A 14,367-nucleotide genomic window follows, 5' to 3' on the forward strand; every position below is an offset into this window, starting at 1 on the left:
ATCGGTCAGTCTTAACGACGAAGGCGCGCTCCGAAGGGAGCGCGCCTTTTTCGTTCAGGACAGTGAAATCAGCCGAAGTCGCCGGCCAGGGCCCAACGCTGCGAGCCTTCGCCGAACGGTCGAACGAACCAGTCGCGATAATATTCGAAGGTCTCGATGATCTTTTGGCGAAGATCGGGCGGGTTGACCGCCTCGCCGCGCTGGCGCTTCATCGCCGCCACGCAATCGACCACCATGTTCTGGTGCGCCGAGCCACCCATGCTCTTCAACACGGTGGCGATATCATGAGCCAAGCTTTCCAGGACCTGCTTGGGCGTCTTGTGAGCCATCTGGGACATCCCCTGTTCTCGACAGGAGAATGCGTGACAAAAAGTCGTGAAAGATTCAAGCGTGGCCGGGCGAGAATCATCATGGATGCGAATTAACCTGACAGAACGCGGGTCGCACGGTTTGGTTCTCTCAAGGGAGAAAACCATGACGAATTTCGATCCGGCGGCCGCGACGGCCCAATGGCTGGCGACCTTGTCGCCCCAGGAAACGGCACGCGCCATCGCCTATACCCACGGTTCGCACTGGTTGATCCTGTGGAGCTTCCTGGTCTCGGCCTTGGTCGCCTGGATCATCGTGCGCACCGGCCTGTTGGTCGCGATCCGCAGCCGGATCGAACGTCGCCGTCGTCGGCCGATCCTGGCCAGTTTCGCCGTCGCCCTGGTCTATTCGGGCATGAGCTGGGCGCTGACCCTGCCGTGGGCGATCTATCAGGGCTGGTGGCGAGAGAAACAGTATGGACTGACCAGCCAGGCCCTGGGCGGCTGGCTGGGCGAGGCCGTGATCGGCGCAGCCATCTCGGTCGTTGCGACCTCGCTGCTGCTCGTGGCGATCTATGCGCTGATCCGGCGTGCGCGCCGGTTCTGGTGGGCTTGGGCGGCCGGCGTGACGGCGGCCTTCATCGTCATCGGTCTGGTGCTCGCGCCTTTGGTGATCGAACCGATCTTCAACACCTATACGCCCGCGCCGAACGGGCCGGTGCGCGACGCCGTCGTGACCCTGGCCAAACAGACGGGCACGCCGTCAGACAAGATCTTCATCTACAACGGCTCCAAACAGTCTGACCGCTACACCGCCAATGTCTCGGGCCTGTTCGGCACGGCGCGGGTCGCGATGAGCGACACCATGTTCAAACAGGGCGCGGATCTGGCCGAGGTGCGCGGCGTGGTCGGCCACGAGATGGGCCACTACGTCCGGGCGCACATTCTCTGGACCGTCGGCATTCTGGTCCTCCTGTCGGTGCTGGCCTTCTGGCTGACCGACCGGCTGTATCCGGTGGCGCATCGTCTGCTGAGGGCGGATCGCGTGGGCGACATCTCCGACCCTGCGGGCCTGCCGGTCCTGGCCTTGGTGCTGGCTTTCCTGGGCGTGCTGGGCACCCCGGTCTTCGCCACCATGACCCGCACGATGGAGGAGGACGCCGACCACTTCTCGCTGGTTCACGCCAATGCGCCGGACGGCCTGTCCAAGGCCCTGATCAAGACCGCTGAATACCGCGCGCCATCGCCGTCGGCGATCGAGGAGTTCCTGTTCTACGATCACCCCAGCGTGGAGAACCGCATCCGCCGCGCCATGGAATGGAAGGCGACGCATCCCGCCCAAGCCTTGGCAGAGCAACCGACGCGTCCTTAGGGCATTGAAGGCTTCGCCATTCCAAGCGGAGCCTTCGCCCCATGATCGACCTCTATCGCGGCCTCGGCCTGGGCGTTCCGGCCCTGATGGACATCGCGCCCCTGATCGCGCGGGTCGTGGTCGGGGGAATGTTCTTCCTGTCGGGCTTCTACAAGCTGTTCACCCCGGCTCAGGCCGAGAAGATGCAGAAGACGATGGTCGAGGCCGGCATCGCGGCGCCGCGCCAGACCGCCAAGTTCGTCTCGGTGTGCGAGTTCGCCTTCGGCGCCCTGCTGATCATGGGCCTGTTCACCAGCCTGGCGGCCCTGGTACTGCTGATCATCAGCCTGGTCGCCCTGGTGACCGTGGCGTCAAAATCGGTGGAGGGGACCAGCCTCGGCTATCGCCTCTCCAGCTATTTCGACCTGCCCGAGACCCTGCTGATGGTCATCCTGGTCTGGCTGATCGCCAATGGACCGGGGCTGTGGAGCCTGGACTTCGTCCTGTTCCTGCCCCGGCTTTAAGGCTTCAGGCGGCGCGCTTCCTGACGAAGACCGTCCCGGCCGAATAGCCGGCGCCGAAGCTGCAGATCAGTCCCGTATCGCCCGCCTCGAATCCGTCGTTGTGCAGGTGGAAGGCGATGATCGAGCCGGCCGAGGAGGTGTTGGCGTATTCGTCCAGGATGATGACGTTCTCATCCGCCGAGGGCTCGCGACCCAGCACCTTCTTGCCGATCATCGTGTTCATGTTGATGTTGGCCTGGTGCAGCCACAGGCGCTTTAGCTCGTGCGGATCCAGGCCCAGTTCGCCGGCGTGATCCACGATCATATCCGATACCATCGGCACCACGTCGCGGAAGACCTTGCGGCCCTGCTGGATGAACAGCTTGTCGTTCTGGACGCTGTCGTCGGCCTCTGGGCTGTCCAGATGCGCGGTGTCGCGGGCGTTTCGGTTCAGAAAGCCGAAGTTGTTCCTGATATTGTTCGAGAAGGTCGTCTTCAGCCGCGTACCCAGTACGTCCCAACCGCCCGGTCCCGCCGTCTCGGATGACTCGACGATCACTGCGGTGGCCACATCGCCGAAGATGAAGTGGCTGTCGCGGTCGGTGAAGTTCAGGTGGGCCGAACAGACTTCCGGATTGACCATCAGCACAGCCTTGACCGAGCCGCCAGCGATGAAGTCCGCCGCCGTCTTGATGCCGAAGGTCGCCGAGCTGCACGCCACATTCATGTCAAAGGCGAAGCCCTCGATGCCCAGGGCCTGCTGAACCTCGATCGCCATAGCCGGATAGGCGCGCTGCATGTTCGAGGCGGCGCACAGGACCGCGCCGATTTCCGAAACCGGCTTGCCCCACGCCTCGATCGCCTGACGCGCCGCCTTGACCGCCATCTCGGCCAGGATCGAGATTTCGTCGTTGGAGCGTTCGGCCAGGTTCGGCGCCATCCGCTCGGGATCGATGATCCCGGCCTTGTCCAGCACGAACCGGCTCTTGATGCCCGACGCCTTTTCGATGAACTCGGGCGAGGAGTGCGACTTGGCCTCCAGTTCGCCAGCCTCGATCTGGGCGGCGTGGCGGGCGTTCCAGCCGTCGGCCCAGGCGTTGTAGCTGTCGACCAGTTCGGCGTTCGAGACCGACTGTTCGGGGGTGAAGAGGCCGGTGGCGGCGATCACTGCATTCGACACTTTTTTGTTCCTATCGCTCGACGCGCGGCGTCTCGCTGCTTGAGGAGTGTGTTCCTATCGCTCGGCCCGCGGGACCTTGCTGCTTGAGGACAGTCCGTTTCCTATCAGAACGCGTCAATAGGACGGCGGCGGCTTGCGGTCGAGACTGGCGATGATGCCGGCGGCCCAGCGCTGCACCTGGCCGCGCGGCGCCTTGGGCGTCGGCTCGTCGCGCGCGGCGATCAGCCGATCCACAAGATCCTCGGCCTCGCAGGGCCAGCCCTCGGGCGTGACATAGACGGGGTAGGCGATCAGGGCGGCGTGGACCAGGTGATCGACGCCGGCGCGGCGGCTGCGGCGCTCGAACGTCAGCCGGTCGTCGGTCAGCCCCCATCCGGCATAGAAGGGCCGGCCATAGACCGACACCGCCTTGCCCCGCATCAGGGCCTCGAAACCGGTCAGGGAGGTCAGGGTCGCCACCCGCCGACAGGCGTTCAGACAGTCGACGATATCCAGCCCGTCGCCCACCGCATCGACCGAGGCCATGGCCCCGGCGTCCAGTCGCCCGGGCCGGTTGCCCGCCAGCACGTCGGGGTGATTGCGATAGACCAGAAAGGCGTCCGGATGATCGCGCCGCGCCGCCTCCACCAGGGCCGAGTTGGTGTTCAGATCCGGCGCACAGCCCAGCAGGATCGACTTGTCGTTCTCGACCTGACCAACGACCAGCAGGATGTCGCGATCAACAGGCCAGTCCGTCGGCGCCTGACCCCTCAGATTGTATTTCGACAGGCCGGCATCGACCACGCGCGTCCGCAGGGCGGCGGCCCGCGCCAACTGCACCGGCGACAGGTCCGAGGTTTCGATCAGGGTTTCCAGCCGCGAAGGCCGCGACGGATCGTAATAGACGCCCTGATCGTCTAGGGCGACCGACAGGGCGCCGACGAAATCGGAACCCAGACCCCGCGAACGGATAAAGCCGTCTTCCATCCGCACGGTCGGGCCGTAAAATGCAGCCGCCGCCTGGCGCGTCGCCTCGCTCTCCTTGCCCGCCCACCAGATCAGGCGCCCATCGGTCGCCTTGGCGTGGGCGGCGGCGCGCGAGGGCGACATGAAATAGCGCATCGACGCCTTGGGCGAGTTCAGCAGGCGGCGCACCGGCGGCCGCTTGGCGGGCGCGAACCCGACCGCCGACCAAGAGCCCGCCAGTCGCTCGGCCCGGTCGCGCAGGGCGATCAATCGCTCCAGCGCCTGTTCGGCCTCGCACCTGTCGCCCGTGACCGGATCGACATAGCGGCTGTAGGCGATCAGGGCGGCGGCGGCGACTTGTTCGATCGAGCGGGCGACGCCGCGCCGCCCCGTCTGGATCGCATCGGTCGTCAGGCCCCAGCCGGAATAGAAGGGCGCACCGAAACACCGCACCGGCAGGCCGCGCAACAGGGCCTCGAACCCCAGGGCCGAGGTGACGCAATAGACCGCATCCACCGCCGCCAGCAGGTCGGCTGGCCGCACATCGGCGTCCACCAGGGTGACGCCCGTCAGGTCCGTTACGCAGCCGCGCTTCCGGCCCGCCGCCACCGCCGGATGGCGTTTGACGATCAATTGCGCGTCCGGCTCGTCGCGCCGGGCGGCGGCGATCATATCGTCAAAGCTCTGGGCCGTCGCGAGGCCACAGGCGATGGAGGCGTCGCCAAACGTCTGGTCCACGATCAGCACGCGCAGACCGGGCTTCAGCAGGCGCGGATCCAGCGGCCCGCCCATATTGGTCTTGGACACGCCCGAAGCCACGATCCGGTCGATCAGCCCGCGCGCCCGCGCGCTCATGGCCGCGTCGCACCAGTCGTCCGCCGTCTGGATCAGTTGCTCCAGCCGGCTGGCCCGCGTCGCATCATAATAGACGCCCAGGTCATCGACGATCAGGCTGAGGCTCGTCGCGCCCGTCTCGCCGATGCCGACCGAACGCAAAAACCCATCCTCCAGCGCCACATAGGGCCGCCCGTTCTTCTCGGCCCACCTTCGCCCCGCCGCCGCTGTCGGCTTCATCCCCCAGCCCAGCACCGCCTGCACGTCCTCGCCTGGCAGGCGACGCAGGTCGTAGTCGGCCAGAAACACGTCGAGGAACGGGACCTTCAGCACACCGGGCGCACAGACCCAGGCCGGGATTTTCAAAGGCGTGTCAGAGGGTAGGGGCAAGGCGGGTCCGCTGTGGTTCGACGCGAGCTTTACGGCGGTTGCGTCACACCCGCCAGTCTCCTCCCCATTTCATGGGGAGGTGGCTCGAAGCGCAGCGAGAGACGGAGGGGCTCTTCAAATCATCACAGGCGTCTGTAGGACTTCCAGAGCCCCTCCACCGCTTCGCGGTCCCCCTCCCCACAAGTGGGGAGGATACAGGCTAGTCCGCCCGCGCCAGCAAGGCCTTCGCCTGCTCCAGATGCAGCCGTTCGACCATCGCCCCGTTCACTCGGATCGCGCCCCGCCCCTCGGCGTCCGGCGCGTCGAAGGCGGCGACGATCGCTTGCGCATCGGCGATCTCCGCTTCGGACGGCGAGAAGGCGGCGTTGGCGGCCGCGATCTGCGACGGGTGGATCAGGCTCTTGCCGTCGAACCCAAACAGTCGCCCTTGCAAAGCCTCGGCCGCCAGGCCTTCGGCATCCCCGATCCGGTTGAACACGCCGTCGATGGCCAGCAAGCCATTGGCCCGCGCAGCGGCGACCAGCATCGCGAGCCACGGCTTGAACGGTTCGCGATCCGGCGACGCTCCGGTCCCCAGCGCCTTGGCCAGGTCGTTGACCCCCAGCATCAGCCCGTCCAGCGCCCCGTCCGCCGTCGCGATGTCGGCCAGGGCCATCAGCGCGCGCGGCGTCTCGATCATGGCCCACAGGGCGCAACCCTTGGCCAGGCCGGCGGACAGGGCGTGAACGGCCTCGGGCGTCTCCACCTTGGGCGCGACGACCAGCGTGGCCCCCGCCGCCTTCATCGCCGCCAGGTCGTCCAGCCCCCAGTCGGTGTCCAGCCCATTGATCCGCACGCCCAGGCGCGGCCCAAACCCGCCAGCCCGAACCGCCGCGACGGCGGCGTCACGCGCGTCAGACTTGGCCTCGGGCGCCACGGCATCTTCCAGATCCAGCACGGCGACATCGCAATCCAGCGTCCGCGCCTTCTCGATCGCCCGCGCATTGGAGGCGGGCAGATAAAGGACGCTGCGGACCCGGTCGCTGCGCATCAGACGCGGCCTGTCACGGGCACCAGGGCGCCGGTCATGGCCCGGCTCTCGGGCGAGGCCAGGAATAGGATCACCGCCGCCAGATCGGCCGGCGCGACCCAGGTCGCCGGGTCGGCGTCGGGCATGTCCTGACGGTTCGTCGGCGTGTCGATGATCGACGGCAGGACGGCGTTGACCGTCACCTTTGTCGTCTTCAACTCCTCGGCCAGAGACTGGGTTAGGGCGTGGACCCCGGCCTTGGCCGCCCCATAGGCCCCCATGCCGGCCCCGGCCTTCAGCGCGGCGGCCGACCCGACATTGACGATCCGACCCTCGGGCGAGGCCTTCAGCGCATCCAGCGCCGCGCGGCTGGCGTTCACGGCGGTGGTGACGTTCAGCGCGTGCATCCGGTCCCACGCCGGTTCCGCATCGTCGGTCGTCTGCCAGACAAAGCCGCCGGCGATGTTCAGCAGGGCGTCCAGGCGTCCGAACCGCGCGATCACGGCGTCTACGGCCTTCTGCGCCTGGCCGGCGTCCGTCAGATCGACCCCGCCGATCTCAAGCACGCCGTCGGGCACGGCGTGGCCCGAGGCATGGTCGATCACCGCGACCTGCCAGCCGCCTTTCAGCGCCGCCTCCAGCACCGCCCGGCCCAGGACGCCGTGTCCGCCCGTGATTGCGACTGTGCGCTGCATCATCCGATCCTCCGTGTCGCCGGGGACCATAGAGCCCGCTGCGGCCGGATCAACCGGTCCTGATCAAGCGTCGGCGAACACCTTCGCCATCAACCGCTCAAGGGCATCTTGATCGTCCGTATCGAAGGCGGCCGGCGTCGTCGCATCCACGTCGAACACCGCGATCAGCGTGCCGGATGCGTCGCGCACGGGCACCACGATCTCGCTGGCCGAACGGCTGTCGCAGGCGATGTGGCCAGGGAAGGCGTGCACGTCCTCGACCAACTGCGTTTGACCCGTCGCCGCCGCCGCGCCGCACACTCCGCGCCCGAACGCGATGCGCAGGCACCCCAGCGTCCCTTGATAGGGCCCGACCACCAGTTCGTCCGCCTTGTCCGTCGCCACGACATAGAACCCGGTCCAGAAATAGTGCTCGAACGCATCGGCCAGCATTGATGCCACCGTCGCCATTCGCGCCGTCACATTCGGCTCGCCGTCCAGCACGGCCAGGACTTCGGCCTCGACCTCCAGATAGCGCGCCGCCTTGTCGGCGGGACGATCGTTGCGGGCGACATAGGCCATGGGAAAACTCCGGAGCGGGACAGGCTGGCGATATAGGCGAGCGGCTGGCCGAAGGGGAGGGGCGCCGTCAATCGCCGACACCTGGCCGGGAACGCTTCCATGCGCCCCCGTGTTGGCGCTGGGAGACAACGACGGAGGCTCGCGTGACATCAACTCCTTCACGATCGCTCAGCCTGATCGCCGCCCTGATGCTGTCGGCCGCCGCGGCCGCTTGCGGTCAGGACGCCGGCGCGCCTGGGCTAGCTGACGCGACGCAGACCCCCGCGCCTTCCGCGCCGGAGCCGACAGCACCGCCTCCGGAACCGGCGAAGACCGGCGCAAGCTCCGCTACCTCGTCGTCAGAACCCGCGACGCCGGCGGCGTCGCGCAAGCCCTGTTATCTCTCGGTCGACGGCAAGGTTCTGCTCAACGAATCGTGCCTCGTCTATCCTTTCGGCGACGGGGGCTACACCATGAACGCCTGGTCCGAGGGCAAGCCCAAGAACTCGCAATTCGCCGTCGTCGCCCTGATGGCCGACGGCTCGGCCGACGCCACCTGGAACGCCGACCCCGACGACGACAAGGCCGGCGATCGCTTAGGGACCGTGCGCCTCAGCGACGGCTGCTGGATCAACGACCGCGCGCGCATCTGCGTGGGATAACCGTGTTCAATAGGGCCGGGCAGGATCCAATCCGTGCCTAAAGCTTGAGCGCAAGCGCATGATCTATCCCAAACAAAACCACTGGGACGAAACGTCTCAAGGCTAAAATGTGGTTGACGACAACGCAAAACACCTACGATTTGTACGTCTGAGTTGCGTCACGGGGGCGCAGAAGACGAGTTGTCGGCCACAGGCCGCAGGGGGTTTGTTTTGGGTTTCAGTTTCAAGGGCGGGCTTCTGGCCGCAGCGGCTGGCGTCGCGATCATGGTGGGCACGACGGCTGTGGCGCAGACCGCTCCGGCTCCCACGGCGCCGACCGGCGGTTTCTACATGGCCAACGGAACGCGCACGACGAACTATCAAACGGCCATCGCCTCCTGGCGTGCGGACAGCCAGTTCGCCGTCGACTATTCCAAAGGCTTTCTGGGGCTGGAACACGCCTACGCCATGGGGCTGAGCGGACGCGGTCAAACGGTCGGGGTCAATGACGCCGGCGTCTATGTCGATCACCCGCTGTTCGGATCGGCCGGCAAGGTGACGGGCCTGCGCACCGAGGCGGTCGCCGGCTACGGCAATGATGGCCTGATCAACCCGCGCCGCCGCTGGGAAGGTCACGGCACCCACGTGTCCGGCACCATCGCCGGCGACCGCGTGGCGGGACAGCCGATGTTCGGCAACGCCTTCAACGCCAAGCTCTACGCCGCCACCGCCAACTTCTCGGCTGGCGACTTCCTTTGGTACAAGGACGCGATCATCGACGGCAAGATCGTCGCCACCCAGAACCAGAACATCGTCGACCTGGCCAATACGGGCCAGGTGCGCATCATCAACAACAGCTGGGGCAGCGGCACTTCGCTGCCGTTCAACGCCTCGCTGCCCACGGTGCTGGCGTCGTTCAACCGCAACTACGGCGATTTCTACAAGCCGGTTTTGGACAAGGACGTCCTGGTCGTCTTCTCGGCCGGCAATGGCTATGGCGTCCATGCCAGCATCGATGCGGCCGCGCCGCTGAACGACCCGCGCCTGCGCTCCAACTGGCTGTCGGTCGCCAACTATTCCAGCTTCACCGCCGCCGATCCCTCGACCAGCTTCTGCGGCCAGACGGCGACCTGGTGCGTCGCCGGACCGGGCTCGAGGGTGATCTCGTCGGTGCCGGCCTATACGATGGACCGGGCGGGCATCCTGGCGCTTTATCCGCGCGCCAACTATGCCGGCCTATATTCGGCGACTACGGTTTCGGCCCTGGAGACGGCGTCGGTCAATCAGTTCCTAGGCGTTCTGAACGCCTATCTGAACGCCCGTCAGACCGGCGGCCCCACCTACAACGAAGATGCGTGGCGTCGTGAGGTCGCGCGCCAGGCGGCGGCCATCACCCTGGTTTCGGGGGCGCGCCTTGGCGATCCGGACGGCTTCACTTCGCGTCTGGCCGGGCTGCTGGTTTCGACCGGAAACATGGCGATCCTGACGCCGGCCTTCTCCAGCGCCGTGCTGCAATATGCCAACGACGAGCTTCAACGCGTCCTGAACCAGTACATCAAATACACCGGCGCGGGTTATGCGGCCTACACCGGCACGTCGATGGCGGCGCCGAACATCTCGGGCTTCGCGGCCCTGCTGATGGAGAACTTCCCCGAATATTCGACGGCGCTGATCTCGGATATTCTGGTGTCCAGCTCCAAGGATCTGGACACGCCGGGCGTCGATCTGCGCTCGGGCTGGGGCGCGCCGCAGATGGACGTGGCCCTGCGCGGACCGACGGCGCTGCGCGACACCCGCGACGTCACCGTCGCCGTGGGCACGGTCGATATCTGGAGTAACAACATCGGCGATGCGCGCGACCGCTATTCGGCCGAGGTCAAGGCCAACTTCGGCAATGACATCGGCGGTCTGGTCAAGAAGGGCGGCGGTCAGCTGATCCTGACGGGCGCCAACGACTACAGCGGCCCGACCCGGGTCGAGGGCGGCCTGCTGACCGTCAACGGCAGCCTGCTGCGTTCCAGCGCCACCGTCGGCGGCGTCGGCATGATCGGCGGCACGGGCACGCTGGCGAACCTGACGGCGGAAAGCGGCGGCGTGGTGTCGCCTGGCGACGGCGTCAATCCGTTCGGAACCCTGACGGTCGCCGGCAACCTCAACTTCAAGCCCGGCTCCTTCCTGTGGATTCGCTCCAACGTAAACGGCGCGGCCTATTCTCGCCTGAACGTGGGCGGCACGACCAAGATCGACGGCGGCCAGGTCATCCTGAAAGCCGACAACGGTGAATGGAATCTGCGGACGCAGATGAACATCATCAACTCGACCGGCGCGGTGACGGGCACGTTCAGCGGCGCCCAGAGCGATCTGGCCTTCCTGGCTCCGGTGCTGACCTATTCGACCAACGGCGTGGTCCTGACGGTGCGGCGCAACGACGTGACCGTGGCTTCGCTGGGTCGGACGGACAATCAACAGTCGGTCGGCGGCGCGCTGGACGTCATGATCAACAACACCGCGACCGGGACCAACCGCGATCTGTCGCTGGAAAACGCCCTGCTGGACGCCAGCGTGCCGGCGGTTCAGGGCGCGCTCAGCGGCCTGACGGGCGAGGTCCACGCCACTCTGGGCGGCCTGGCCGTTTCGGACTCTCGCGTCATCCGCGACGCCATGTCCGAGCGCGGACGCAGTCAGGGCGGCGCGGCCACCTACGTCGGCAACGGCGTGTCGGTTTGGGGCAGCGGCGTCTTCGGCAACGGCCGGGGCTCGGCGCATGACGGCCTCGCGGGCTTCCGCAACGAAGCCTCCGGCTATCTGGTCGGGGCCGAAAAGGCGCTCGCGAACGACGTCCATGTCGGCGTGGCGCTGGGCGAAACTCGCTCGGAACTGCGCTCGCCGCGTCTGCGCTCGACCGGCCGGGTCACCAGTGAACAGATCGGCGTCTATGGCGGCGCCGGCGTCGGTGACTTCCAGATCCGCGTCGGCGGATCCTGGGCCAGCGCCGATGTCCGCACGGATCGTACGGCCCAGCTGAACGCCTTCACCAACGCCCTGGTCGGCGACTACGACGGCGACGTCTGGCAGGCCTATGGCGAGGTGGCGTGGAGCCGCGCCGTTGGCGGCACGATGTTCGAGCCCTACGCCGCCTACAGCCACGTCGAATACGACGCCGATGTCGTTGAGACGGGCGGCGACGCCGCTCTGTCGGGCAATGTGAAGCAGAAGGCCGATCTGCTGACCGCCGGCTTCCGCACCCGCACCGTGCTGGCGGGCGGCGAGGGGCGTCCTCGTCTGTCGGCGGTGACCCACCTGGCCTACACCCACGACCTGAACGGCGACGGCCCGGTCTTCGACGCCGCCTTCGCCGACGGTCCGCGCTTCCTGATCGACGGAGCCAATCCTGGCGACGACGTGATCTCGGGCGGCCTGGGCTTCAACATCCAGGCGACCGAACGCACCGCGATCGAGCTTGGCTATACCGGCCTCTACAAGGACGAGTATCGCGACAACCGCATCTATGGCCGGTTCAGCGTCAAGTTCTGATCTGACGGCAATGTAAGACCGCGGCGGCCCCGATCGACGATCGGGGCCGTTGTTGCTTTGGGGCCTAGTTCGTCTGGGCGGACAGGGCGTCGTTGTCCTGGGTGAACGGTCGATCTCGCTCGGACGTGCGGTTTTCGATCCAGACTCCGCTGCGACCCGTCACCCGCTCGACCGCCTCCACCGCGCTGCGGATGAAGGCGGCCGGGCTCTCCGCTTCATTGGAGCGTCGAACGGGTATCGCAGGATCGCCCTCCAGCAGGGTCGAGGCGTAGACATTCAATTGATGCCCCCGACGCCGCCCATCGCGATAGGGAAACAGGCACAGTGTGTAGTGCTGCTCGATCCGCGCCTGCACACGCTGAACCGCCTCGGCGCGCCAACTCGCGCCCTTGCACACCACCGTTCGGGGCGCGCTCAGCCACCCGGCCGGCGCGCGGGTCGCCGGCCCTTGCAGACCAAACGCACTTTGCGCTGTCGGATCGACCAGGGTGAAGCGGCCGGGCGACCGCGGCGCATCGGCCACGCTCAGCTGACGATAGCTCACTTGCATCGGCAGGCGATCGAGATGGCGCTGCAGGGCTTGCGCGATGTCACGACCGCTGCGCGACGTCTGAAAATCCACGATCGCATAGGCCTGATCGATGCTGTGCCGATCGGCCCGCGCGGACTGAGTCACAGCGCCTGACGCATGGCTCAGCGCAATCATCGTCACAAGCGCCACAGACCGTCGAAAGATCGCCATAGGCCATCACGGTCACGACCGACCGATCTGTCAAGACGCGCACGATATGGGTTTGGTAGGCCCGGAGGGACTCGAACCCCCAACCAGACCGTTATGAGCGGTCGGCTCTAACCATTGAGCTACAGGCCCCCAAGGCGCGCCTCGGCGGTAGGAGTTTCGCCTAGCAGGCGCGGGCGCGGCTTGCCAAGCGGGGGCGGGCAAGAAGGCGATGTTTCGGCGATTTCACGAAGATGAACGGAAACTGCCACGGCGCACGGGCGTTGGTTCAGGCGAGAACGGCCAAGGTCGTTGCAACGGATCGGCGAACGCGCCGGTCCCGGATCGCTTACGGAGAAGACTGCATGACCCGCACCCTGGCCGCCGCCCCCTTGAAGACCGTTTCGCTGAAGACCGTCGCTTTCGGCGGCGCCGTCGCCGCCGCCGCCTTCCTGGCCGCCGCCACGCCCCGCGCCATGGCCCAAACAGCCGAACCCATGGGAGCCATGCACATGATGCAGCCCGCGCCGTCGCTGAACTTGTCGGCATACGGCGAGGTCAAGGCCGCGCCGGATATGGCCACCATCACCTTCGGCGTCCAGACCGAGGCGCCGACCGCCCAGGCCGCCATGAGCGATAATGCTGCGCAAATGACGCGCGTCGTCGCCGCCCTGCGCCGCGCGGGCATCGCCGAGCGCGACATCCAGACCTCGGGTCTGAACCTGTCGGCGCAGTACGACTACGTCCAGAATGAACCACCCAAGCTGCGCGGCTATCAGGCGGTCAACCGCGTGACGGTGGTCATCAACGACCTGAGCCAGGTCGGCACGACGGCCGACGCCGTGGTCGCCGCCGGCGTCAACCAGATCGACGGCATCAGCTTCGGCCTGAAGGATCCGACCGCCGCCGAAAACCAGGCGCGCCAGCAGGCCGTGCGCAACCTGCAGGCCAAGGCCCAGCTGTACGCCCAATCGCTGAACGTCCAGCTGTCGGGCATTCGCAACCTGACCGAGGGCGGCGGCTATGCGCCCCAGCCGCCGATGCCGATGTTCGCCGCCCGCGCCGTGTCGATGGACCGGGCCGAGAGCACCCCGGTTTCCGCCGGCGAACTGACGGTGAGGATCGACATCACGGGCGTCTACGACATCGCCCGCTGATCGCATCGACCGGATGAAGAAAAGGCCCGCCGTCGTCGGCGGGCCTTTTTGCATTTCTAGAGCCGAAAGACGCCTCAGCCGGCGTTCTTGATCGCGTTGGCGTCGTCCAGCAGGACAACGTTCGGGTTCCACTGGCGGGCTTCTTCCTGAGGCAGCTGGCCGTAGGTGACCACGATCACCTTGTCGTTCTTCTGCACAAGGCGGGCGGCGGCGCCGTTGACGCCGATGACCTTGGAGCCGCGCGGCGCCTCGATCGCATAGGTGGTGAAGCGCGCGCCATTGGTGATGTTGAGCACATCGACCTGTTCGTGCGGATAGATGCCGGCGGCGTCCAGCAGGTCCATGTCGATGGCGATCGATCCCTCGTAATCGAGATCGGCCTGGGTCACCGTGGCGCGGTGCAGCTTGGACTTCATCAGGGTGACCAGCATCGTGCGGTCTCCGAAAAACGCGGGGCGCAGGCCCTCGCTCACAGGCGGCTCATATAGGGATTTCCGGCCCCGGCATCAATCCGCACGCTGCGCCGCAGCAATCGGGTGCGGCTGCGAACGCGACGTCAACC

13 protein-coding genes and 1 tRNA gene are annotated in these 14,367 nt (G+C 66.7%); 5 read left to right on the plus strand and 9 right to left on the minus strand.

Annotation, left to right across the window (positions count from 1 at the left end; genetic code table 11):
- Positions 1-68 precede the first annotated feature (68 nt).
- A complete protein-coding gene (locus O2K97_RS05400) occupies positions 69-329 on the minus strand; it encodes a hypothetical protein (protein WP_105625219.1) in 261 nt (86 codons plus the stop codon).
- A gap of 145 nt (positions 330-474) precedes the next feature.
- On the opposite strand from O2K97_RS05400, the gene O2K97_RS05405 reads away from it, so the two are divergent.
- Both O2K97_RS05405 and O2K97_RS05410 read left to right on the plus strand, forming a co-directional pair.
- Positions 475-1,680 carry a M48 family metallopeptidase gene (locus O2K97_RS05405; RefSeq protein WP_269220757.1) on the plus strand — a complete coding sequence of 402 codons (1,206 nt, stop codon included), beginning with the start codon at positions 475-477 and terminating at the stop codon, positions 1,678-1,680.
- A gap of 41 nt (positions 1,681-1,721) precedes the next feature.
- Positions 1,722-2,183, plus strand: a complete 462-nt coding sequence (locus O2K97_RS05410) for a DoxX family protein (protein WP_153922485.1) — start codon at positions 1,722-1,724, stop codon at positions 2,181-2,183.
- A 4-nt stretch (positions 2,184-2,187) separates the two neighbouring features.
- On the opposite strand, the gene O2K97_RS05415 is transcribed toward O2K97_RS05410, so the two are convergent.
- From O2K97_RS05415 to O2K97_RS05435, 5 genes are all read right to left on the minus strand, one after another.
- Positions 2,188-3,342 carry a beta-ketoacyl-ACP synthase III gene (locus tag O2K97_RS05415; RefSeq protein WP_269220758.1) on the minus strand — a complete coding sequence of 385 codons (1,155 nt, stop codon included), beginning with the start codon at positions 3,340-3,342 and terminating at the stop codon, positions 2,188-2,190.
- 114 nt (positions 3,343-3,456) lie between these two features.
- Complete coding sequence (locus O2K97_RS05420) at positions 3,457-5,511, minus strand: capsular polysaccharide biosynthesis protein (protein WP_269220759.1); 2,055 nt, start codon at positions 5,509-5,511, stop codon at positions 3,457-3,459.
- 199 nt (positions 5,512-5,710) lie between these two features.
- The gene (locus O2K97_RS05425; protein WP_269220760.1) at positions 5,711-6,541 is read right to left on the minus strand and encodes an HpcH/HpaI aldolase/citrate lyase family protein; all 831 of its coding nucleotides are present in this window, start codon (positions 6,539-6,541) and stop codon (positions 5,711-5,713) included.
- Positions 6,541-7,218, minus strand: coding sequence for an SDR family NAD(P)-dependent oxidoreductase (locus O2K97_RS05430; protein WP_269220761.1), 678 nt, complete (start codon positions 7,216-7,218; stop codon positions 6,541-6,543). The genes O2K97_RS05425 and O2K97_RS05430 overlap by 1 nt, the downstream gene beginning before the upstream one ends.
- A 60-nt stretch (positions 7,219-7,278) precedes the next feature.
- Positions 7,279-7,776 carry a GAF domain-containing protein gene (locus tag O2K97_RS05435; RefSeq protein ID WP_269220762.1) on the minus strand — a complete coding sequence of 166 codons (498 nt, stop codon included), beginning with the start codon at positions 7,774-7,776 and terminating at the stop codon, positions 7,279-7,281.
- A gap of 143 nt (positions 7,777-7,919) precedes the next feature.
- On the opposite strand from O2K97_RS05435, the gene O2K97_RS05440 reads away from it, so the two are divergent.
- Both O2K97_RS05440 and O2K97_RS05445 read left to right on the plus strand, forming a co-directional pair.
- Positions 7,920-8,417: a hypothetical protein gene (locus tag O2K97_RS05440; protein ID WP_269220763.1), complete on the plus strand. Its 498-nt coding sequence runs from the start codon at positions 7,920-7,922 to the stop codon at positions 8,415-8,417.
- Between the two features lie 210 nt (positions 8,418-8,627).
- Positions 8,628-11,930: a S8 family serine peptidase gene (locus O2K97_RS05445; RefSeq protein ID WP_269220764.1), complete on the plus strand. Its 3,303-nt coding sequence runs from the start codon at positions 8,628-8,630 to the stop codon at positions 11,928-11,930.
- Positions 11,931-11,994: 64 nt separating this feature from the next.
- Here the strand turns inward: O2K97_RS05445 and O2K97_RS05450 are convergent, their stop codons facing one another.
- Both O2K97_RS05450 and O2K97_RS05455 read right to left on the minus strand, forming a co-directional pair.
- The gene (locus O2K97_RS05450; protein ID WP_269220765.1) at positions 11,995-12,606 is read right to left on the minus strand and encodes a hypothetical protein; all 612 of its coding nucleotides are present in this window, start codon (positions 12,604-12,606) and stop codon (positions 11,995-11,997) included.
- Positions 12,607-12,725: 119 nt separating this feature from the next.
- Positions 12,726-12,801, minus strand: a tRNA-Ile gene (locus tag O2K97_RS05455).
- Between the two features lie 212 nt (positions 12,802-13,013).
- Between O2K97_RS05455 and O2K97_RS05460 the strand changes: the two genes are divergently transcribed.
- Entirely contained in the window at positions 13,014-13,805 is a 792-nt protein-coding gene (locus O2K97_RS05460) for an SIMPL domain-containing protein (RefSeq protein ID WP_269220766.1), read from the plus strand.
- 74 nt (positions 13,806-13,879) lie between these two features.
- Here O2K97_RS05460 and panD read toward each other — a convergent pair whose 3' ends face one another.
- Positions 13,880-14,236 carry an aspartate 1-decarboxylase gene (panD, locus tag O2K97_RS05465; RefSeq protein WP_017504542.1) on the minus strand — a complete coding sequence of 119 codons (357 nt, stop codon included), beginning with the start codon at positions 14,234-14,236 and terminating at the stop codon, positions 13,880-13,882.
- Between the last annotated feature and the right edge of the window lie 131 nt (positions 14,237-14,367).

The organism is Brevundimonas vesicularis, from assembly GCF_027105095.1.
In the GTDB taxonomy this organism is placed as follows: Bacteria; Pseudomonadota; Alphaproteobacteria; order Caulobacterales; family Caulobacteraceae; genus Brevundimonas; species Brevundimonas vesicularis_E.

What these genes read in the sequence shown, in the direction of transcription:
- O2K97_RS05400 (WP_105625219.1), bottom strand. Translation starts at nt 329, where the DNA reads ATGGCTCACAAGACGCCCAAGCAGGTCCTGGAAAGCTTGGCTCATGAT.
- O2K97_RS05405 (WP_269220757.1), top strand. Translation starts at nt 475, where the DNA reads ATGACGAATTTCGATCCGGCGGCCGCGACGGCCCAATGGCTGGCGACC.
- O2K97_RS05410 (WP_153922485.1), top strand. Translation starts at nt 1,722, where the DNA reads ATGATCGACCTCTATCGCGGCCTCGGCCTGGGCGTTCCGGCCCTGATG.
- O2K97_RS05425 (WP_269220760.1), bottom strand. Translation starts at nt 6,541, where the DNA reads ATGCGCAGCGACCGGGTCCGCAGCGTCCTTTATCTGCCCGCCTCCAAT.
- O2K97_RS05430 (WP_269220761.1), bottom strand. Translation starts at nt 7,218, where the DNA reads ATGATGCAGCGCACAGTCGCAATCACGGGCGGACACGGCGTCCTGGGC.
- O2K97_RS05435 (WP_269220762.1), bottom strand. Translation starts at nt 7,776, where the DNA reads ATGGCCTATGTCGCCCGCAACGATCGTCCCGCCGACAAGGCGGCGCGC.
- O2K97_RS05460 (WP_269220766.1), top strand. Translation starts at nt 13,014, where the DNA reads ATGACCCGCACCCTGGCCGCCGCCCCCTTGAAGACCGTTTCGCTGAAG.
- panD (WP_017504542.1), bottom strand. Translation starts at nt 14,236, where the DNA reads ATGCTGGTCACCCTGATGAAGTCCAAGCTGCACCGCGCCACGGTGACC.